General features: G+C 69.4%; 23 protein-coding genes and 1 tRNA gene. 15 read left to right on the forward strand and 9 right to left on the reverse strand.

Annotated elements, in window-relative coordinates:
* Positions 1-245: 245 nt before the first annotated feature.
* Positions 246-830 (reverse strand): isochorismatase family protein, encoded by a 585-nt coding sequence (locus tag ACIQVL_RS43030; RefSeq protein ID WP_403434675.1) that lies wholly within the window; start codon positions 828-830, stop codon positions 246-248.
* 149 nt (positions 831-979) lie between these two features.
* The gene (locus ACIQVL_RS43035; protein WP_403434674.1) at positions 980-2,326 is read right to left on the reverse strand and encodes a nicotinate phosphoribosyltransferase; all 1,347 of its coding nucleotides are present in this window, start codon (positions 2,324-2,326) and stop codon (positions 980-982) included.
* A 163-nt stretch (positions 2,327-2,489) separates the two neighbouring features.
* Between ACIQVL_RS43035 and clpS the strand changes: the two genes are divergently transcribed.
* From clpS to ACIQVL_RS43080, 9 genes are all read left to right on the forward strand, one after another.
* Positions 2,490-2,807, forward strand: coding sequence for an ATP-dependent Clp protease adapter ClpS (gene clpS, locus ACIQVL_RS43040; protein ID WP_351958189.1), 318 nt, complete (start codon positions 2,490-2,492; stop codon positions 2,805-2,807).
* 50 nt (positions 2,808-2,857) lie between these two features.
* Entirely contained in the window at positions 2,858-3,463 is a 606-nt protein-coding gene (locus ACIQVL_RS43045; RefSeq protein WP_403434673.1) for a DUF2017 domain-containing protein, read from the forward strand.
* A 505-nt stretch (positions 3,464-3,968) separates the two neighbouring features.
* Positions 3,969-5,417, forward strand: coding sequence for an amino acid permease (locus ACIQVL_RS43050; protein ID WP_403478197.1), 1,449 nt, complete (start codon positions 3,969-3,971; stop codon positions 5,415-5,417).
* Between the two features lie 132 nt (positions 5,418-5,549).
* Positions 5,550-5,972: a Mov34/MPN/PAD-1 family protein gene (locus ACIQVL_RS43055; RefSeq protein WP_403434669.1), complete on the forward strand. Its 423-nt coding sequence runs from the start codon at positions 5,550-5,552 to the stop codon at positions 5,970-5,972.
* 237 nt (positions 5,973-6,209) lie between these two features.
* A complete protein-coding gene (locus ACIQVL_RS43060) occupies positions 6,210-6,305 on the forward strand; it encodes a putative leader peptide (protein WP_403434667.1) in 96 nt (31 codons plus the stop codon).
* A gap of 88 nt (positions 6,306-6,393) precedes the next feature.
* Complete coding sequence (locus ACIQVL_RS43065; RefSeq protein ID WP_089106666.1) at positions 6,394-6,672, forward strand: MoaD/ThiS family protein; 279 nt, start codon at positions 6,394-6,396, stop codon at positions 6,670-6,672.
* 7 nt (positions 6,673-6,679) lie between these two features.
* Positions 6,680-7,630: a PLP-dependent cysteine synthase family protein gene (locus ACIQVL_RS43070; protein WP_403478198.1), complete on the forward strand. Its 951-nt coding sequence runs from the start codon at positions 6,680-6,682 to the stop codon at positions 7,628-7,630.
* Positions 7,631-7,875: 245 nt separating this feature from the next.
* Entirely contained in the window at positions 7,876-9,948 is a 2,073-nt protein-coding gene (locus ACIQVL_RS43075) for a putative Ig domain-containing protein (protein WP_403434663.1), read from the forward strand.
* 122 nt (positions 9,949-10,070) lie between these two features.
* On the forward strand, positions 10,071-10,547 hold the full coding sequence (locus tag ACIQVL_RS43080; RefSeq protein ID WP_403478199.1) for a hypothetical protein: 477 nt from the start codon (positions 10,071-10,073) through the stop codon (positions 10,545-10,547).
* A 15-nt stretch (positions 10,548-10,562) separates the two neighbouring features.
* Here ACIQVL_RS43080 and ACIQVL_RS43085 read toward each other — a convergent pair whose 3' ends face one another.
* The gene (locus ACIQVL_RS43085) at positions 10,563-11,018 is read right to left on the reverse strand and encodes a type II toxin-antitoxin system PemK/MazF family toxin (protein WP_403434658.1); all 456 of its coding nucleotides are present in this window, start codon (positions 11,016-11,018) and stop codon (positions 10,563-10,565) included.
* Between the two features lie 237 nt (positions 11,019-11,255).
* On the opposite strand from ACIQVL_RS43085, the gene ACIQVL_RS43090 reads away from it, so the two are divergent.
* Positions 11,256-12,008: an MBL fold metallo-hydrolase gene (locus tag ACIQVL_RS43090; protein ID WP_403434656.1), complete on the forward strand. Its 753-nt coding sequence runs from the start codon at positions 11,256-11,258 to the stop codon at positions 12,006-12,008.
* A gap of 102 nt (positions 12,009-12,110) precedes the next feature.
* On the opposite strand, the gene ACIQVL_RS43095 is transcribed toward ACIQVL_RS43090, so the two are convergent.
* Together ACIQVL_RS43095 and ACIQVL_RS43100 are read right to left on the reverse strand one after the other, a co-directional pair.
* Entirely contained in the window at positions 12,111-13,358 is a 1,248-nt protein-coding gene (locus ACIQVL_RS43095; protein ID WP_403478200.1) for a PTS transporter subunit EIIC, read from the reverse strand.
* 132 nt (positions 13,359-13,490) lie between these two features.
* Positions 13,491-14,711 carry a PTS transporter subunit EIIC gene (locus ACIQVL_RS43100; RefSeq protein ID WP_403478226.1) on the reverse strand — a complete coding sequence of 407 codons (1,221 nt, stop codon included), beginning with the start codon at positions 14,709-14,711 and terminating at the stop codon, positions 13,491-13,493.
* Positions 14,712-14,958: 247 nt separating this feature from the next.
* Between ACIQVL_RS43100 and ACIQVL_RS43105 the strand changes: the two genes are divergently transcribed.
* The 4 genes from ACIQVL_RS43105 (at position 14,959) to rdgB (ending at position 17,195) form a co-directional block, all read left to right on the forward strand.
* Positions 14,959-15,192 carry a glucose PTS transporter subunit EIIB gene (locus tag ACIQVL_RS43105; protein ID WP_089106674.1) on the forward strand — a complete coding sequence of 78 codons (234 nt, stop codon included), beginning with the start codon at positions 14,959-14,961 and terminating at the stop codon, positions 15,190-15,192.
* Between the two features lie 78 nt (positions 15,193-15,270).
* Positions 15,271-16,008 (forward strand): ribonuclease PH, encoded by a 738-nt coding sequence (gene rph / locus ACIQVL_RS43110; RefSeq protein ID WP_403434651.1) that lies wholly within the window; start codon positions 15,271-15,273, stop codon positions 16,006-16,008.
* Between the two features lie 140 nt (positions 16,009-16,148).
* Positions 16,149-16,556, forward strand: coding sequence for a hypothetical protein (locus ACIQVL_RS43115; protein WP_403478201.1), 408 nt, complete (start codon positions 16,149-16,151; stop codon positions 16,554-16,556).
* 33 nt (positions 16,557-16,589) lie between these two features.
* On the forward strand, positions 16,590-17,195 hold the full coding sequence (gene rdgB, locus ACIQVL_RS43120; RefSeq protein ID WP_403478202.1) for an RdgB/HAM1 family non-canonical purine NTP pyrophosphatase: 606 nt from the start codon (positions 16,590-16,592) through the stop codon (positions 17,193-17,195).
* Positions 17,196-17,250: 55 nt separating this feature from the next.
* Here rdgB and ACIQVL_RS43125 read toward each other — a convergent pair.
* From ACIQVL_RS43125 to bcp, 4 genes are all read right to left on the reverse strand, one after another.
* Positions 17,251-17,326: transfer RNA gene (locus ACIQVL_RS43125), tRNA-Leu, on the reverse strand.
* A gap of 7 nt (positions 17,327-17,333) precedes the next feature.
* On the reverse strand, positions 17,334-18,191 hold the full coding sequence (locus tag ACIQVL_RS43130; protein WP_403434641.1) for an HNH endonuclease signature motif containing protein: 858 nt from the start codon (positions 18,189-18,191) through the stop codon (positions 17,334-17,336).
* Entirely contained in the window at positions 18,188-18,814 is a 627-nt protein-coding gene (locus ACIQVL_RS43135) for an HNH endonuclease signature motif containing protein (protein WP_403478203.1), read from the reverse strand. The genes ACIQVL_RS43130 and ACIQVL_RS43135 overlap by 4 nt, the downstream gene beginning before the upstream one ends.
* Before the next feature lie 138 nt (positions 18,815-18,952).
* Positions 18,953-19,420 carry a thioredoxin-dependent thiol peroxidase gene (gene bcp / locus ACIQVL_RS43140; RefSeq protein ID WP_403434636.1) on the reverse strand — a complete coding sequence of 156 codons (468 nt, stop codon included), beginning with the start codon at positions 19,418-19,420 and terminating at the stop codon, positions 18,953-18,955.
* Positions 19,421-19,523: 103 nt separating this feature from the next.
* On the opposite strand from bcp, the gene ACIQVL_RS43145 reads away from it, so the two are divergent.
* Positions 19,524-19,856 carry a DUF3618 domain-containing protein gene (locus ACIQVL_RS43145; protein ID WP_403434633.1) on the forward strand — a complete coding sequence of 111 codons (333 nt, stop codon included), beginning with the start codon at positions 19,524-19,526 and terminating at the stop codon, positions 19,854-19,856.
* Positions 19,857-19,878 lie beyond the last annotated feature (22 nt).

Genomic DNA, 19,878 nt, shown 5'->3' on the forward strand with positions numbered 1-19,878 from the left:
AAGGAGCAGCTGCCCCAGGGGCGTGGGGTTCTTCGGCGCCGGGTGGGGCGTCCCGCTGAGGCGTGCGGGCCTCTTCGGTGCGGGGCGGGGCAGCTCACCCAGGGGCGCGGGGAACTGCGCGAGCGGCCCCCGCCGGCCCGCGGGCATCCACCGGCCGGTTCGGCGCCGCCGGGTTCCGTCGTCGTGGTGGGGCGTCGTTGCGGCGGAAAGAGGGTGACCCGCGGGAAGAGCGGGCAGGGGCGGTGTCAGACCACTGGCTTGCCGGTGAGTTCTACGCCTGCTTCGCGGAGGTCTTCCAGGGCGCGTTCGGTCGTCGCCTCGGCCACGCCTGCCGTGAGGTCGAGGAGGACCTGGGTGCGGAAGCCCTCTTTCGCGGCGTCCAGGGCGGTAGCCCGCACGCAGTGGTCGGTCGCGATGCCGACCACGTCGACCTCGTCGATCTTCCGCGCCCGCAGCCACTCCGCCAGCTTGACCCCGTTCTCGTCGACGCCCTCGAAGCCGCTGTAGGCCGCGGAGTACGCCCCCTTGCTGAACACGGCGTCCACCGCGCCGGAGGCGACCGCCGGGGCGAAGTTCGGATGGAAGCCCACCCCCTCCGTGCCGGCGACACAGTGCGCCGGCCAGCTGTGCACGTAGTCGGGGTTGTCGGCGAAGTGGCCGCCCGGCGCGATGTGGTGGTCGCGGGTCGCCACCACGTGGCGGTAGCCGGCCGGCGCCTGCCCGATCAGCTCCGTGATCGCGGCGGCCACATCGGCGCCCCCTGCCACCGCGAGGCTGCCCCCCTCGCAGAAGTCGTTCTGCACATCGACGACGATCAAGGCGCGGCGCATGGTAGATGTCCTTCGCTATCGGTAGCGGGTCCGTCGACGGGGGAGACGCGGAAAGAAGGGGTGCGGGCCCGGCCTGAACCTCCGAGCGTAGAGACTTACGGGGGCGTAGGGGAGGGGGCCTGGCAGGGCGCGTACGCGGGGCACCCGCTCTAGCTACCCGAGCGCCCCTGCACGTACTCCGTCGGAATGACCGGTTCCCCGCGCGAGAGCTGGGTCGCGGACAGCGGCAGGTTCGCCATGGCCGCCTGGTGCCGGGCCCGGGGCGCGTCCAGCGGCTCGCGGGCGACGACCTCGCCGGACTTCACCAGTTCGACCAGGAGCTGCCGGTCGACCAGGCCGGCCGGGACCTCCCCGGTGCCGACGACCTCGGCCTCCGCCACCCCGTCGGCGTCCAGCCGCCGCGCCGCCCACTTGCGCCCGCCGACGGACGTCTTGCCGCCGGTCGACTTCTTGGCCACCGGCACCAGCGGCGCCCGCGGGTCCGCGGACTCGGCGCGGGCGACCAGCTTGTAGACCATGGAGCAGGTCGGGTGCCCGGAACCGGTGACCAGCTGGGTGCCGACCCCGTACGCGTCCACGGGCGCGGCGGCCAGCGAGGCGATGGCGTACTCGTCGAGGTCGGAGGTCACGGTGATCCTGGTGCGCGTCGCGCCCAGCTCGTCCAGCTGCTGGCGCACCCGGTGGGCGACCAGCAGCAGGTCGCCGGAGTCGATGCGGACGGCGCCCAGCTCGGGCCCGGCCACCTCCACGGCCGTACGGACGGCCTCGGCGACGTCGTAGGTGTCGACGAGCAGGGTGGTGCCCCGGCCCAGCGAGTCGACCTGGGCCCGGAAGGCGTCCCGCTCGTGGTCGTGGAGCAGGGTGAAGGCGTGGGCGCTCGTCCCCACCGTCGGGATGCCGTAGCGGAACCCGGCGGCGAGGTCGGAGGTGGTGGCGAAGCCGCCGACGTAGGCGGCGCGGGAGGCGGCGACGGCGGCCAGCTCGTGGGTGCGGCGGGCGCCCATCTCGATCAGCGGGCGGTCCCCGGCGGCCGAGGACATCCGGGAGGCGGCGGCCGCGATCGCCGAGTCGTGGTTGAGGATGGAGAGGATCACGGTCTCCAGGAGCACGCACTCGGCGAACGAGCCCTCGACCCGCATGATCGGCGAGCCCGGGAAGTAGACCTCGCCCTCGGGGTAGCCCCAGATGTCGCCGCTGAACCGGTAGCCGGCGAGCCACTCCAGGGTCGGCCCGTCGACGATGTTCCGCTCCGCCAGGAAGTCGAGGACGTCCCGGTCGAAGCGGAAGTTCTCGACCGCGTCCAGGACACGCCCGGTGCCCGCCACGACGCCGTAGCGGCGCCCTTCCGGCAGCCGCCGGGTGAAGACCTCGAAGACGCTGCGCCGCTCGGCCGTACCCGCCTTCAGGGCGGCCTGCAGCATCGTCAGCTCGTACTGGTCCGTGAAGAGCGCCGTCGACGGGACGTCCACCGGCAGCCCAAGGTCCGCTACATCCACGACAGCTCTCCTAGCTATGACTCTCGGGGTGTCCCCAGGCCGGCCGGGGGTTCGGCCCGCGGCGCAGCCGCTGTTGATTGGTGCGTCCCCCGATCTATGCAGCATGGCGACAGATGCTACACCCCTTCGCGTCAGTGTGACGATTTGTGGGGCCCGTGGCAGCATGGGCCTTGTGACGTCACCCGCTCCCGTAGAGATCGAACGCACCGAGTCGGCGGAGGAGACCTTCGCCGTCCCCGAGCCCGACGTCCCGTGGATCACGCTCGTGCACAACGATCCCGTCAACCTCATGAGCTACGTGACGTATGTCTTCCAGACGTACTTCGGCTATCCCAAGGACAAGGCCACCAAGCTCATGCTGGACGTCCATCACAAGGGCCGGGCGGTCGTCTCCAGCGGCACCCGCGAGGAGATGGAACGCGACGTACAGGCGATGCACGGCTACGGCCTGTGGGCCACCCTCCAGCAGGACCGGAAGTAGCCACCCACCCGACCGGTCCCGATCAGCTCCGGAAGCAGCGAATCCCCTCCATGCCAGGAATCTTCGAACCGCTCCCCGGCGGCGGCGCGGCCGTCGCCCTCGACGACGTCGAGATCTCCATCATCCGGTCGCTGGCCGTCCAGCTCCTGGAGCTCATCGGTCCAGGACCCGCCGAGGACGCCCCCGACGACCCGCTCGCCGAGCTGTTCGCCGAGGGCCCGAGCGAGGCGCCCGCCGATCCGGTGCTGCGCCGGCTCTTCCCGGACGCCTACGGGGACCCGGAGCGGCTCCCGCAGTCCCCGCAGGAGGCCGAGGAGCAGCAGGCGCACTCCGCCGAGTTCCGCCGCTACACCGAGAACGACCTCAGGGCCGGCAAGCGGGAGAGCGCCCTCGCGGTGATCCGCTGCCTGGACGCCCTCGCTCCGGGGGAGAAGGGCGACGCGGTCCTCAAGCTGTCGCCCGCGGAGTCCCGGCAGTGGCTCGGTGCCCTCACCGACCTGCGCCTCGCGATCGGCTGCCGCCTCGACATCACCGACGAGGACGACACCGACCTCCTCTACCGGCTGCCGGACGAGGACCCGCGCAAGCCGATGGTGATGGCGTACCTGTGGCTCGGCGGCCTCCAGGAGACCCTGGTCGCCACCCTTATGCCGTAGTCCGTCCCGATTGCGTCCCGGCTTCGCGTTCGCTCAGAGGACGCTCAAATCCGGATAACGATCCCGTCACCGTTGCGGCCTGCTATGGCCGTTTCGGTCGCGTTCTGTCCGGTTCTTCCAGTGGTGTGCGCCACAATCCCTCTCGGCGGAACCCGGTGATCAGTGTTGCGGCCGTGATAAATCTTCACGACCGCCCGGCGAGCACCACCCACGTGCACGCCGGGTGCGCCACCGAACCGGCCACCACCGGTCAGGCTTAGCGGACCCGGGGAAGCCCGAGCACGCCCCCACGCCGCCCGGCACGCACTCTCGCCGCACCGGCCAAAGGCCCACGTGGCTCCGCCACGAGGGCCTTCGTCCGGCACGCCGATGGCACGCACCGAACGACGCGGGAGCGCACCCGGACTTCCCCGAGCCCGCTCGCTCCAGCAATCCGGGGGGATCGAAACCCGATCCGAGGCCGACGAGAGGCCCGGGTCGGCATGGAGAAAGGCGCACACCACACATGACCTCCGCTCAGGTCGACACGTCGGGGAATTCCGCGAATTCCGCCGAAGGCTCCGAAGAGGGGTACGAGCGCGGGCTCGGCAGCCGCCAGGTCCAGATGATCGCCATCGGCGGCGCCATCGGCGTCGGGCTCTTCCTGGGCGCCGGGGCGAACATCGCAAAGGCCGGCCCCAGCCTCATCCTCATGTACGCCCTCGCCGGCGGCATCATCTTCTTCATCATGCGGGCCCTCGGTGAGCTCCTGCTCTACCGCCCGGTCTCCGGCTCCTTCGCCGAGTACTCCCGGGAGTTCCTCGGCCCGTTCTTCGGCTACTTCACCGGCTGGACGTACTGGCTGATGTGGGTCGTCACCGGCATGGCCGAGCTGACGGCCGCCGCGATCTACGTGAACTACTGGTTCCCGCAGGTCCCGCAGTGGGTGACGGCCCTGGTCTTCCTGGTGGTCCTCTTCGGGGTCAACCTGATCTCCGTGAAGGTCTTCGGAGAGCTGGAGTTCTGGTTCTCCATGGTCAAGGTCACCGCCCTGATCGGCATGATCGTGATCGGTCTCGGCGTCCTGACCTTCGGCTTCAGCGCCGCCGGTGACACCGCGTCGGTCGCGAACCTCTACCGGTTCGACGGCTTCTTCCCCAAGGGCGTCGGCTCCTCCCTGATGACCCTGCAGGGCGTCATGTTCGCCTACCTCGCGGTCGAGCTGGTCGGCGTCACCGCCGGCGAGTCGGAGAACCCGGAGAAGACCCTCCCCAAGGCGATCAACACCCTCCCCTGGCGCATCGCCCTCTTCTACGTCGGCGCGCTCACCGTCATCCTGTGCGTCGTCAAGTGGACGGAGTTCGCCCCCGGCGTCTCCCCGTTCGTGGCCGCCTTCGCGAAGATCGGCATCCCGGCAGGCGCCGGCATCGTCAACTTCGTCGTGCTGACCGCCGCGCTGTCCTCCTGCAACTCCGGCATGTACTCCACGGGCCGCATGCTGCGGAACCTGGCCGACAGCGGCGAGGCCCCGGCCGTCTTCCGCAAGCTGTCCGCGTCGAAGACCCCGGCGTTCGGCATCACCGTCTCGGTCCTCTTCATGGGCATCGGCGTGGTCCTCAACTACGTCGTCCCGGAGAAGGCGTTCGGCTACGTCACCTCCGTCGCCACCGCGGCCGGCATCTGGACCTGGCTGATGATCCTGATCAGCCACGTCCTCTACCGCCGCGCGGTCGACGCGGGCCGCCTGCCGGCCTCCGCCTTCCCGGCACCGGGCGGCGCGAAGTGCAGCTGGATCGCCATCGTCTTCCTCCTCTTCGTGACCGGCCTGATCGCGTACGACGGCGACTCCCGGGTCTGCCTCTACGTGATGGCCGGCTGGGCCGCCGCGCTCGGCGTCGGCTGGCTGGTCCTGAAGAACCGGAACCCCGAGGTCGCCGAGCGCCGCGAGCCGGCACCCCTGGAGAAAGTGAACTGACCACCCCTCCGGGACGCCCGCCGCGGGGAGCACTCGTGGCGCCCCTCGCGGCAGCCGCTCAGGGCGTCCGGCATCCGGGCCGTCCCGTACCAGCCTTCGGTACGGGACGGCCCCTTGCTTATCCTGGCCAGCATGCTGACCATCACCCAGGCCCTCGTCGACCAGATCGTCGCCCACGCGCGCAAGGACCACCCCGACGAGGCGTGCGGCGTCGTCGCCGGCCCGGCGGGCTCGGACCGCCCCGAGCGCTTCATCCCGATGCTGAACGCGGCCATGTCGCCCACGTTCTACGAGTTCGACTCCGGCGACCTGCTCAAGCTCTACCGGGAGATGGACGACCGCGACGAGGAGCCGGTGGTCGTCTACCACTCCCACACGGCGACGGAGGCGTACCCGTCCCGGACCGACATCTCGTACGCCAACGAGCCCGGCGCCCACTACGTCCTGGTGTCGACGGCGGACACCGACGGCCTCGGCGACTTCCAGTTCCGCTCCTACCGCATCGTGGAGGGCGAGGTGACGGAGGAGGAGGTGAGCATCGTCGGGGCGTACTAGGTCTTCGGCCGGTCACCAAGATCTTTCTCCGCCGCAGCGGCGCTCAGCCGCGACGGCGGATCTCGGCGGTGCCGGACCGGCCGGTGGGCACCTGCGCGCCGGTGGGGGCCGGTCGCGCAGTTCCCCGCGCCCCTTCACGTCGGCCGGCGGGACCCTTGTCTCAAAGTGCGGTCAGAATCCGTCCACCATCCGGAATCACACTCCGGAACCGGTACCGGGAATCGATACGATGACCCCATGGTTCTGAAGGACGTGAGCGAGAAGGCGCCGGGCAGCATGCTCGTGGCGCGGCTGCACGTCGACCTGTGCAGGCTGAACAGCGCCATCTGTTGACGTTTCCCTGCCGCCGTACGGCCATGAGCCGCGGCGTGCTGCTGTGCGCGCCCAACCACCCCAGACTTCCCGACAGGAGCCCGCGATCATGGCCATCGAGGTCCGCATCCCGACCATCCTCCGCCAGTACACCGACGGTCAGAAGGCGGTGGAGGGCAGCGGTGACACCATCGCCGACCTCTTCAACGACCTCGAGACCCGGCACGCGGGCATCCACGCCCGCATCGTGGACGACGGCAAGCTGCGCCGCTTCGTGAACGTGTACCTGAACGACGAGGACGTCCGTTTCGTCGACGGCATCAACACCAAGCTCACCGACGGCGACACCGTGACGATCCTGCCGGCCGTCGCCGGCGGCATGGCCTGAGATCGGCATGCGCTACGACTCCCCGTTGGCCGCGGTAGGCAACACCCCCCTGGTGCGCCTGCCGCGGCTCTCGCCGTCCGCCGAGGTCCGGATCTGGGCCAAGCTGGAGGACCGCAACCCGACCGGCTCGGTCAAGGACCGTCCCGCCCTGCACATGATCGAGCAGGCGGAGAAGGACGGCCGGCTCACCCCGGGCTGCACCATCCTGGAGCCGACCTCGGGCAACACCGGCATCTCGCTGGCGATGGCCGCCAAGCTCAAGGGCTACCGCATGGTCTGCGTGATGCCCGAGAACACCTCGCAGGAGCGCCGGGACCTGCTGGGGATGTGGGGCGCGGAGATCATCTCCAGCCCGGCCGCGGGCGGGTCCAACACCGCGGTGCGGGTGGCGAAGGAACTGTCCGCCGAGCATCCCGACTGGGTGATGCTCTACCAGTACGGCAACCCGGACAACGCGGGTGCGCACTACGCGACCACCGGTCCTGAGATCCTCGCCGACCTGCCGTCCGTGACGCACTTCGTGGCGGGGCTGGGGACCACCGGCACGCTGATGGGTGTCGGGCGGTACCTGCGGGAGCACAAGCCCGACGTCAGGATCGTCGCCGCCGAACCCCGGTACGACGACCTCGTCTACGGGCTCAGGAACCTCGACGAGGGCTTCGTGCCCGAGCTGTACGACGCCTCCGTGCTCACCACCCGGTACTCCGTCGGCTCCGCGGACGCCGTGACCCGGACCCGGGACCTCCTCCAGCAGGAGGGCATCTTCGCGGGCATCTCCACCGGCGCCGCGCTGCACGCCGCGATCGGCGTCGGGAAGAAGGCCGTACAGGCCGGCGAGAGCGCGGACATCGTGTTCGTCGTCGCCGACGGCGGCTGGAAGTACCTGTCGACCGGCGTGTACACCGCCGCGACGACCGAGGAAGCCATCGAGACCCTGCAGGGTCAGCTCTGGGCATAGCGCTCATCATGTACGCGCCAACCCCCCTCTATGAGGGGGCTAAGCGCTGCCTATGGCGGAGCAAAGATCTTCGCCGGGGGGAACCGGTCCCCGGCGAACCCGGCTAGGTTCCTCACCGTCCTGTCATGCCACGCTCATCGGCATACCAGGGTGTTCGAAGTGTCATGCTCATGACGCCGCACTCTGCCGCCGCTACGCGCGTCACGGGCCTGCCTTGTAACCCCACCGATGGAGGCAGTACCCCCATGCGTGAATCACGACGGAGCCTGCGAAGACTTCTGGCCTTCGCCTTCCCCGCCCTCGCCCTCGCCGTCTCCGGATTCGTCGCGGCACCGGCCGCACAGGCACAGGCACACACCACCACCCCCCAGGCCACCGCCCAGACCACCCGGGCCGCCCAGAACGCCAAGGCCCTCACCGACCCCGCCCGGCAGGCCGTGCACAGCACCGGCAAGGCCGGGCAGAAGGTGCCCACCACGCACCTGTGCGCCACCGTCTCCAAGCCCGGTGAGGTCAACTGCTTCGCGCAGCGCCGCACCGACATCAAGCAGCAGCTGTCCGCCGCGCTCGCCGCCGCCCCCTCCGGCCTGAGCCCGACCAACCTGCACAGCGCCTACAACCTGCCCTCCACGGGCGGTTCCGGCCTGACGGTCGCCGTGGTCGACGCCTACAACGACCCCAACGCGGCCTCCGACCTGGCCACCTACCGCTCCACGTACGGCCTGTCGGCGTGCACCGTCGCCAACGGCTGCTTCAAGCAGGTCAGCCAGACCGGTTCGACGACCTCGCTGCCCACGAACGACTCCGGCTGGGCCGGCGAGGAAGCGCTCGACATCGACATGGTCAGCGCCGTCTGCCCCAACTGCAACATCATCCTCGTCGAGGCCAGCTCCGCCACCGACTCCGACCTCGGCACCGCCGAGAACGAGGCCGTCGCGCTCGGCGCCAAGTTCGTCTCCAACAGCTGGGGCGGCTCCGAGTCCTCCTCCCAGACCAGCGAGGACACCTCCTACTTCAAGCACCCGGGCGTGGCGATCACCGTCTCCGCCGGTGACGAGGACTACGGCGCCGAGTACCCGGCGACCTCCCAGTACGTGACCGCCGTCGGCGGCACCGCGCTCTCCACCTCCTCCTCCACCCGCGGCTGGACCGAGTCCGTGTGGAAGACCAGCTCCTCCGAGGGCACCGGCTCCGGCTGCTCCGCCTACGACGCGAAGCCGAGCTGGCAGACCGACACCGGCTGCACCAAGCGCATGGAGTCCGACGTCTCCGCGGTCGCCGACCCGGCCACCGGCGTGGCCGTCTACGACACCTACGGCGGCTCCGGCTGGGCGGTCTACGGCGGCACCAGCGCCTCCTCGCCGATCATCGCCGGCGTCTACGCCCTCGCGGGCACCCCGGGCTCCAGCGACTACCCGGCGAAGTACCCGTACTCGCACACCAGCAACCTGTACGACGTCACCAGCGGCAACAACGGCTCCTGCTCCACCTCGTACTTCTGCACCGCCGGCACCGGCTACGACGGCCCGACCGGCTGGGGCACCCCGAACGGCACCACCGCCTTCACCTCCGGCACCAGCACCGGCAACACGGTGACCGTCACCAACCCCGGCAGCCAGTCCACCGCGACCGGCAGCTCGGTGAGCCTGCAGATCTCGGCCTCGGACAGCGCGGGCGCGACCCTCACCTACAGCGCCTCCGGCCTGCCCACCGGCCTGTCCATCTCCAGCTCCACCGGCCTGATCTCCGGCACGGCGTCCACCGCGGGCACCTACAGCACCACCGTCACCGCGACCGACTCCACCGGGGCCTCCGGCTCGGCCTCCTTCACCTGGACCGTCAGCACCAGCGGCGGCGGCACCTGCACTTCCTCGCAGCTGCTGGGCAACCCGGGCTTCGAGTCGGGCAACACGACCTGGACCGCGAGCAGCGGTGTCATCACCAGCGACAGTGGTGAGGCGGCCCACGCCGGCTCCTACAAGGCATGGCTCGACGGCTACGGCTCCACCCACACCGACACGCTGTCCCAGTCGGTGACGATCCCGTCCGGCTGCACCGCGACCACGTTCACCTTCTACCTGCACGTCGACACGGCCGAGACCACGACCAGCACCCAGTACGACAAGCTGACGGTCACCGCCGGTTCGACCACCCTGGCCACGTACTCCAACCTCAACGCGGCCTCCGGGTACGTGCAGAAGTCCTTCAGCCTCGGGTCCTACGCGGGCTCGACCGTCACCCTGAAGTTCAGCGGTGTCGAGGACTCCTCGCTCCAGACCAGCTTCGTCGTCGACGACACCGCCGTCACGACCGGCTGACCCCGCCCGTGAACTGACCGGATCCCGCACCCGGAAGCCGTCCGGGTGCGGGATCCGTACGAGGGGCGGATACGTCATATCGGCACCCAGGGTCCGTTCCCCGACGGAAAGGCGGACACCCCATGCGCCGTACGACGTTCCACCGCACGTCGCTCGCCGCGGCGAGCCTGCTCCTGCTCGCGGCCTGCGGCTCACAGAGCGGGAGCGAGAACAGCGGGGACAAGGGCAGCGGCACGGTGTCCACCTCGCCGAGCGCGTCCTCGCCCGGTGTCTCCACCCGCTGCGTCAGCGCCGGCGATCTCACCGCCGCGGACAACGGCAGCACCTACTGCATGGCGGTCGGCGGACAGCTCCGGCTCAGCCTCGACGGCACCCGGCAGCGCCCCTGGAAGGCCGTCACCGCCAGCGGCTCCGCACTGCGCGCCGCCAACGCCGGGATCGTGCTCCAGCCGGGCGACGCCTCCGCCGCCTACGAAGCGGTCGCCCCCGGCACCGTCACCCTCTCCTCCACCCGCCCCCTGTGCGCCCAGCCCACCGCGCCCGGCGGGGTCTCCTGCAAGGGGATCCAGGAGTGGCAGGTCACCGTGCGGGTGAGCTGAGCCCGCCTCGCGCCGCTACGCGAGGTGCCGCACCTGGTCCCACAGCACCGGGTCGACCACGCCCACCCGGCGCCGGAACTCCCACACCGCGATCTCGCGCAGCTCGTCGGTCTCCAGGAAGCTCGGCCGGCCCTGGGCGTCCCCGACCGAGCCCGGCGGCAGCGGGATCACCCCGGCGCGCTCGTCGTGGTACTTGCTGGTGATCTTCGCGACCGTCGCCCGGTTGCCGTGCACGGCCAGCACCAGGCAGGGCCGGTCCTTGGCGCCGGGACCGTCCTCGTAGGGCACGTTGGCCCACCAGATGTCCCCCGGATGGGGCCGTCCGGTCTGCGTGCGCGTTCCCCGCGGATGCCCCGGGGGGCGGGTGCGGTGCCCGCGCGACCGGTGGCCCCTGCCCCAGCCGTCGACGAGCGTGGCGACCAGCGCCAGCAGAACGACTGCCGCGAGCGCGAGCCACCATGACGTGTCCATACGACGACGTTACCGGCGCGAGATAATCAATGCGCGCCCTTGCGCGATCCTCATGCGCCCCCAGTCCAGCCGAACCGGTGACACCACAGGTGAGTTCGCCCACAACGGCCCCTGGCAGAGGAGCGACCGGCTCTTTTGCGCCTTACGCTCGACAAACCGCACGACCCCCGTCATGCCCTTTTTCCCGACTCCGGTTCCCAGCGCATCTGGGTTTCCGCCAACGGAGGTTTCTGCTTCATGAAGCTCACCGTCGTCGGCTGCTCGGGGTCGTTCCCGTCCGCGGAATCGGCCTGCTCGAGCTACCTCGTAGAGGCCGACGGCTTCCGGCTGCTCCTCGACATGGGCAACGGCGCCCTGGGCGAGCTGCAGCGCCACTGCGGTCTCTACGACCTCGACGCGATCTTCCTGAGCCATCTGCACGCCGACCACTGCATCGACATGTGCGCCTACTTCGTGGCGCGCTACTACCGCCACGACGGCGGCCCGTGTCCCCCGATCCCGGTCTACGGTCCCGAGGGCACCGAGCACCGCCTCACCACCGCCTACGCCGACACCCCCACCGCCTCCTCGATGAGCGAGGTCTTCGACTTCCACACGGTCAAGCCGTCCACGTTCGACGTCGGCCCCTTCACGGTCCACACCGAGCGGGTCCGGCACCCCGTGGAGGCGTACGGCATCCGCGTCGAGCACGCCGGGGCGTCCCTGACGTACTCCGGCGACACCGGCGTCACCCCGGCGCTGGAGGACCTGGCCCGGGACACCGACCTGTTCCTGTGCGAGGCCGCCTTCACGCACGGCAAGGAGAACATCCCGGACCTGCACCTCAACGGCCGCGAGGCCGGCGAGACCGCCGCCCGCGCCGGCGCCCGCCGCCTGGTCCTCACCCACATCCCGCCGTGGACCGATCCCGCCGTCAACCTCGCCCACGCCCGCGAGGCCTTCGACGGCCCGGTGGATCTCGCGGCACCGCGGGCGACGTACGAGATCTGACGCGGGTACGGCGTTCAGGGCCGTACGACGAGAAGGCGCCCGTACGACGAGAAGGCCCCCGCCGCGGCGGGGGCCTTCGTCATGTGTGCTGCCGGAGGGGTCTCACGCCTTCGTGAGGTCCTCGATCTCCTCCTCGGGCTCGCGGCCCGGGGTGGGGAGGTTGAAGCGGACGATGGCGAAGCGGAAGACGAAGTAGTAGATCGCTCCGAACACCAGGCCGATCGGGATGATCAGCCAGGGCTTGGTCGCCAGGTTCCAGTTGAGTATGTAGTCGATCACGCCCGCGGAGAAGGTGAAGCCCGCGTGCACCCCGAGCGCCCAGGTGATCGCCATGGACAGGGCGGTGAGCACCGCGTGGATCGCGTACAGCAGCGGCGCGATGAACATGAACGTGAACTCGATCGGCTCGGTCACACCGGTCACGAAGGAGGTCAGCGCCATCGACATCATCATGCCCATCACGGCGGCGCGGCGCTCGGGGCGGGCGGTGTGCGCGATGGCCAGGGCGGCGGCCGGGAGGCCGAACATCATGATGGGGAAGAAGCCGGACATGAACTGACCGGCCGTCGGGTCACCGGCGAAGAAGCGGGTGAGGTCACCGTGGACGATCGTGCCGGACGCGGTCTTGTAGTCGCCGATCTGGAACCAGGAGACGGTGTTCACGAACTGGTGCATGCCGACCGGGATCAGCGCGCGGTTGATCAGACCGAACAGACCGGCACCGAGGGCGCCGAGGCCGGTGATCCACTTGCCGAAGTCGGAGATGCCGTCACCGATGGGCTTCCAGACCAGGCCGAAGAAGACACCCATGATCGTGCCGACGAAGGCCATGATGATCGGGACGAGCCGGCGGCCGTTGAAGAAGCCGAGCCAGTCCACCAGCCTGGTCCGGTGGAAGCGCTGCCAGACCACCGCACTGAGCAGACCCATCACCAGGCCGCCGAGCACGCCGGGGTTGTTGTAGGTCGCCGCGATGTCCGCGCCCGCCTGGACCTTCGCGTCGGTGACGGGGAACGCGGTGAGGACGTTCTTGTAGACCAGGAAGCCGACCAGGGCGGCCAGCGCCGTGGAGCCGTCCGCCTTCTTGGCGAAGCCGATCGCGACACCGACGCAGAAGAGCAGCGGGAGGTTGTCGAAGATCGCGCCGCCCGCCGTGGCGAAGACCGCCGTGACCTTGTCCGGCAGGTGCAGCTTGTCGTGGATGTCCTGCTGGCCGAAGCGGAGCAACAGGCCCGCCGCCGGCAGCACGGCGATGGGCAGCTGAAGGCTGCGGCCGATCTTCTGCAGGCCCTGGAAAAGACCGGATCCCCACTTCTTTGTGGGGGCCGCCGTCGCGGTGGCGGTTGTCATACTTCCTCCATCGGTGGTGGTCTACACCACTCAGTGGTGTAGACCTGTTGTACACGATGGGGGCGGTATAAGGAACCCGTCAATTCCGCAACCGGAGCACTACGCGGCGTATGCCGTTCGGCCACAGCCTGCTCAGGCCTCCGTGACGTCCTCCACCTCGTCCTCCGGCTCCCTTCCCGGGGTCTTCAGATCGAACCGCGTGATCGCGAACCGGAAGATCACGTAGTAGACCGCCGCGAAGCACAACCCGATCGGAACGATCGCCCAAGGCCGTGTCGCCAGCTTCCAGTTGATGACGTAGTCGATGAGCCCCGCCGAGAAACTGAACCCGTCGTGCACCCCGAGACCCCACGTCACCGCCATCGACACCCCCGTCAGCACCGCGTGCACCCCGTACAGCAACGGCGCGACGAACATGAACGAGTACTCCAGCGGCTCCGTGATGCCCGTCACGAACGACGTCAGCGCCACCGACAGCATCAGACCGCCGATCTCCTTGCGCCGGTGCGGCTTCGCGCAGTGCGTGATCGCCAGCGCGGCGGCCGGCAGCGCGAACATCATGACCGGGAAGAACCCCGACGTGAACTGACCCGCGTCCGGGTCACCCGCCAGGAACATGTTGATGTCACCGTGCACCGTCTGCCCGTCCGGCGTCGTGTAACTGCCGAACTGGAACCAGATGGGCACGTTCAGGAACTGGTGCAGCCCCACCACCAGCAACGCCCGGTTCGCAAGCCCGAACACCCCCGCACCCCACGCCCCCGCCTCCCGCAGCCAGTGACCGAAACTCTCCAGACCGCCACCGACCGGCGGCCAGACCCACAGACACACCCCGGCGAACGCGATGGCCACGAACGACATGATGATCGGGACCAGCCGCCGCCCGTTGAAGAACCCCAGCCAGTCCACCAGCCTCGTCCGGTGGTACCGCGCCCAGAAGAACGCCGTCAGCAACCCCAGCGCGATCCCGCCGAACACCCCCGGATTCTGGAACGTGAACGCCGACACCGACCCGCCCCGCACCTGGCACCCGATCCCCGGCAACACCCTCGACCCGACCGGACAGTCCTCCGGGAACTGGTGCAGCACCCCGTAATAGACGAGAAAGCCCGCCACCGCCGCCAGCGCCGTCGAACCGTCCGCCTTCCGCGCCATCCCGATCGCGACCCCCACGCAGAACAGCAACGGCAACCCGACCGAACCGTCCAGCAGCGCCCCGCCCGCCCCCTTCATCACCTTCGAGACCGCGGTCCAGCCCAGCCTCTGGTCCCCGAACACGTCCGGCTGGCCCAGCCGGTTCAGGATCCCCGCCGCCGGCAGCACCGCGATCGGCAGCTGCAGACTCCGGCCCATCTTCTGCAACCCCTGGAAGAGGGAGTTCCACCGCTCCCGCGCGGGACCGGACGCACTGTCCGCGCTCTCGGCACTCACGGGCGCCTCCTCCGGGGTTTGTCGACCGCCCACCAGCTGGTGTAGACCAGTCGACAGACGGTTCCGCCGCGCTGCTCGCCATCATTCGGCACACGCGGTACGGCCGCTCGCAAAGATGGGCCAACTGTGGGTTACTGCGACAAAGCGGTTCGGATCAGGGAGAAGGAACATGGCCAGCAAGGCTGAGAAGATCGTCGCCGGCCTCGGCGGAATCGAGAACATCGACGAGATCGAAGGCTGCATCACCCGGCTGCGCACCGAGGTCCACGACGCCTCGCTGGTCGACGATGCCGCCCTCAAGGCAGCCGGCGCCCACGGCGTCGTCAAGATGGGCACCGCCATCCAGGTCGTCATCGGCACCGACGCCGACCCGATCGCCGCGGAGATCGAGGACATGATGTGAGCCACCGCGGCTCACCGGAAAGGGGCTCTTCCCACCTGGGGAAGAGCCCCTTCGCGCGCTCCCGATAGGCTCGTCGCCATGTCTCGAATCGACGGCCGCACCCCCGAACAACTCCGCCCGGTCACCATCGAACGCGGCTGGAGCAAGCACGCCGAGGGCTCCGTCCTCGTCTCCTTCGGCGACACCAAGGTCTTCTGCACCGCCTCCGTCACCGAAGGCGTCCCCCGCTGGCGCAAGGGCAGCGGCGAGGGCTGGGTCACCGCGGAGTACGCCATGCTCCCCCGCGCCACCAACACCCGCGGCGACCGCGAGTCCGTCAAGGGCAAGATCGGCGGCCGCACCCACGAGATCTCCCGCCTCATCGGCCGCTCCCTGCGCGCCGTCATCGACTACAAGGCCCTCGGCGAAAACACGGTCGTCCTCGACTGCGACGTCCTCCAGGCCGACGGCGGCACCCGCACCGCGGCCATCACCGGCGCCTACGTCGCCCTCGCCGACGCCGTCACCTGGGCCAAGGAACGCAAGCTCGTCAAGGCCGGCCGCCAGCCCCTCACCGGCACCGTCTCCGCCGTCTCGGTGGGCATCGTCGGCGGAGTCCCGCTGCTCGACCTCTGCTACGAGGAGGACGTCAAGGCCGAGACCGACATGAACGTCGTCTGCACCGGCGACGGCCGCTTCGTCGAGGTCCAGGGCACCGCCGAGGCCGAGCCCTTCGCCCGCGACGAACTCAACGCCCTCCTCGACCTCGCCGTAGCCGGCTGCACCGACCTGGCCACGATCCAGCAGGCGGCACTCGACGAGGCACTCAAGAAGTAGCGGAAGAAGTAAAGGGAAGGGAAAAACCCGAGGTACGAAAGGGCAACCCCGGCGGCCGGGCCCGCGTCCCTATGGATACGGGCGCACGGCACGTACAACCGTGCGCCCGGCCAGCCGTACCACGGGGAGGGAACACCACCATGGCCGCCAGCCGACGCCGAGGACGCCGTCGCGTCACCACCATCGCCGCCGTGACCGCGACCGCCGCACTCACCGCCGCCCTCCTCGCCGGCTGCGACTCCGTCAACACCGCACTGGACTGCGTCCGCACCGCCGACTCCATCGCCGACAGCGTCACCGCCCTCCAGCAGGCCGTGGAGGACGCCGCGAACGACCCCACCCGCACCGAGGCCTCCCTCGACTCCATCCAGCAGAACCTCAGGAAGATCGGCGACAAGACCGACGACGCCGACGTCAACAAGGCGGTCGACCACCTCCAGCAGGCCGTGGACAACGTCCGCACGGCCGTCAAGAACGGCGACTCCACCCCCGACGTCACCCCGGTCACCGACGCGGCCGGCGAACTGACCAAGGTCTGCACGCCGTAGGGCGCCGCCCCGGCACTTGCGATACTGCTGGGCATGACGACCCGCCTGATCCTCGCCACCCGCAACGCCGGAAAGATCACCGAGCTGCACTCGATCCTCGCCGCGGCGGGGCTGCCCCACGAACTGGTGGGCGCCGATGCGTTCCCCGACATCCCGGACGTCAAGGAAACGGGCGTCACCTTCGCCGAGAACGCGTTGCTGAAGGCCCACGCCCTCGCCCAGGCCACCGGCCTCCCGGCCGTCGCCGACGACTCCGGCCTCTGCGTCGACGTCCTGGGCGGCGCCCCCGGCATCTTCTCCGCCCGCTGGTCAGGCAAGCACGGCGACGACAAGGCCAACCTCGACCTGTTGCTCGCCCAGCTCACGGACATCGCCGAGGAACACCGCGGCGCCCACTTCGCCTGCGCGGCGGCCCTCGCGCTGCCCGACGGGCGCGAGCGGGTGGTCGAGGGCCAACTCCGGGGCGTCCTGCGCCACACCCCCACCGGCACGAACGGCTTCGGCTACGACCCGATCCTCCAGCCGGAGGGGGAGACCCGGACCTGCGCCGAACTGACCCCCACCGAGAAGAACGCGATCAGCCACCGGGGGAAGGCGTTCCGGGCGTTGGTGCCGGTGGTGCGGGAGTTGTTGGGCTGAGGCGACGGAAAGACCCCGCACCTTTGAATCCAAGGTGCGGGGTCGCGATTTGCTGTGGGCCCGGTGGGACTCGAACCCACGACACACCGGACCTAAACCGGCGCCCTCTTGGCCAGCTGGGGTACGGACCCGTCGTGCTTACTGTACTGTGCGCGGCGATGGGGCCGTACGGGGAGATCGATTCGCGAAGGTTTTCGTCTGGCTGTGGCACGACGGGCACAGGTACCGCAGGTTCTCCCGACGGTTGTCCAGCCGGTCTCCATTGATGTGGTCGATCTCCAGGACGAGACGCTTGCCTTGCCAGACGTCCCCGACACCGCAGATGCCACAGGCGTGGAGAACGCCGAGGTCGTCGAGTGCGCGTCTCAGCAGCGTCGTTTTCGTGCGGAAGGCTCCCGGCTCAAGTCGCACGAGGGTCTCGGCTGCTGACTTGCGGTTCTTGGAGGGAACACCGAGGCGGTGTCCCTGACCTACGAAATGGTCGATCGACAGGCCGTGCGCATCTGCACTTCGTTTGATCCGTGCGCGTGCCGCCCCATTGTCGACGATACCGAGTTGCTTCAGGAGGTCCGCGATGCTCCGGGAAGAGGCGACCGCAGGAGCGAGTCGGTCGAACGGCAGGATGCCTGGTCCGTATCTGCGCCCGTTCGTGAAGTGCGAAGTGTCGATCCCGAACTGGTCGAGCTTCTTGCGAACGTGGCCGTAAGGGCTGTCGCGAGGATCGAGGCCCATGTGCTCCAGCATCTCTCGAACGCTGTAAGAACAGGCTGCCGCCTCCTGCAAAACCTCCTTCGAGTAGCTTCGCCGTTCTCGTGCGGGCAGCGGTTCGTCGAGGAAGTGCGAGATGTCGATGCCGTAGTGCTTGAGCCGCGTGAGCAGGTAACGGCGCGGGCCGCTCCCCAACGGCGCGTTCAGCCTGCGCATCAGGTCGACCAGGCTGGTGGAGGCAGCGGCGGCGCGAACGAGCAGGTCGTAGGTGTACTTCGGGGCGCTCATGCCCGGGCCCTTTTCCTGCGGCCCCGGTAGGTATCCGTAACCGCATGGCAGTTGGGGCAGAGCAACTGGAGGTTCTCGGGCCGGTTGTCCCACCAGTCTCCGTTGATGTGATCCACTTCGAGCCGGAGAGGCTGACCGTTCCGTTGCGGGCCTGTGCCGCACATCGCGCAAAGTTCCTCGACTCCGAGACGGAGCAGCGCGCGGCGCAGACGTTCCCCCGGGACTCGCCCGTCCTCAGGGTTGCGGACGCAGAGAGGTCCCCCGAGCGAACCTTTCGCGCGACCCCGCCGTGCCGGGCTGAAATGACTCGTGTCGATCCCGAGCTTGGCGATGCGGCGGCTGATGTGGGTCTGGTTGCCGCCGACCTGGCTGATCCCAAGGTGGCGTACGACGTCTTTGAAGCTTGTCGATGCCGCCACGGCCTCGCGTAACCGCGTTTCAGTGTGCCGAACTTGCTTCGTCTCGAAGTGCGAGACGTCGATGCCTTCCTTCGCCAGTTTCTGGCGCAGATAACGCCTGCTGCCAGGTGTGGAGTGGCCGCCGCACCAGCGCACCGCGTCGCCGATGTTTTTCGTCCGGCGAGCCGCCTCCTCAAGTAGCTCGCGGGTGTACCGAACGGTCATCACGTCCCCCTCCGTCTCCGGCCGCGCGTTCGCAGCCCGTACGGAGTAACGAACCGGTTATCGGACAGTCACGCACGGACATGGAAAACGGCTCGCACCCGGGGTGCGAGCCGTCGGTGTCGGCGGATCGGGTGGGTCTCAGATACCCAGATCCTTGATGATCTTGGCCACGTGGCCGGTGGCGCGGACGTTGTAGAGGGCCTTCTCGACCTTGCCCTCCTCGTCCACGATGATCGTGGAGCGGATGACGCCCAGGTAGGTCTTGCCGTAGTTCGTCTTCTCGCCGAAGGCGCCGTACGCGTCGAGGACCTTCTTGTCGGGGTCGGCGAGGAGGGTGACCCTGAGGTTCTCCTTCTCGCGGAACTTGCCGAGTTTCTCCGGGGCGTCGGGGGAGATGCCGAGGACGTCGTAGCCGGCGTCGGCGAGGAGGGTGAGGTTGTCCGTGAAGTCGCAGGCCTGCTTCGTGCAGCCCGGGGTGAGGGCGGCGGGGTAGAAGTAGACGATGACCTTGCGGCCCTTGTGGGCGGAGAGGGACACCTCGTTGCCGTCGGCGTCGGGGAGGGTGAAGTCGGGGGCTACGTCCCCGGGCTGGAGTCGCTCGCTCATCGGTCTAGCGTAACGGGGGGTCCTGGCCGTGCGGCGGCGGTGAGAGCTGACAGACTGTCCAGAACAGGCAGTACGGCAGTACGCAGACTTCGGAGGGCCTACGGTGGCGGAGACGTCGGACACCAGAACCCCGGCGCAGATCGAGGCGGACATCAAGCGCCGCCGCGAGGTGCTGGCCGAGACGCTGGACGAGATCGGGGTGCGGGTGCATCCGAAGACCATCGTCGGCGATGCGAAGGCCAAGGTCGCGGCCAACGTCGATCACACACTCGGGAGGGCCTACGTCCAGGTCAACCGGGCCGTGAGCGAGGTGCGGGCCCAGTTCGTGGACGAAGAGGGCGCGCCGCGGCTGGAGCGGGTGGTACCGGTCGCGCTCGTCGCCGCGGGCGTGGTCGGGCTGCTGGTCTTCAGCGGTACCCGGCGGCGTAAGAGCTGATCAGAGGCAGGTAGGTTCACAG

The sequence above is a fragment of the Streptomyces sp. NPDC090499 genome, from assembly GCF_044769305.1.
Lineage (GTDB): Bacteria > Actinomycetota > Actinomycetes > Streptomycetales > Streptomycetaceae > Streptomyces.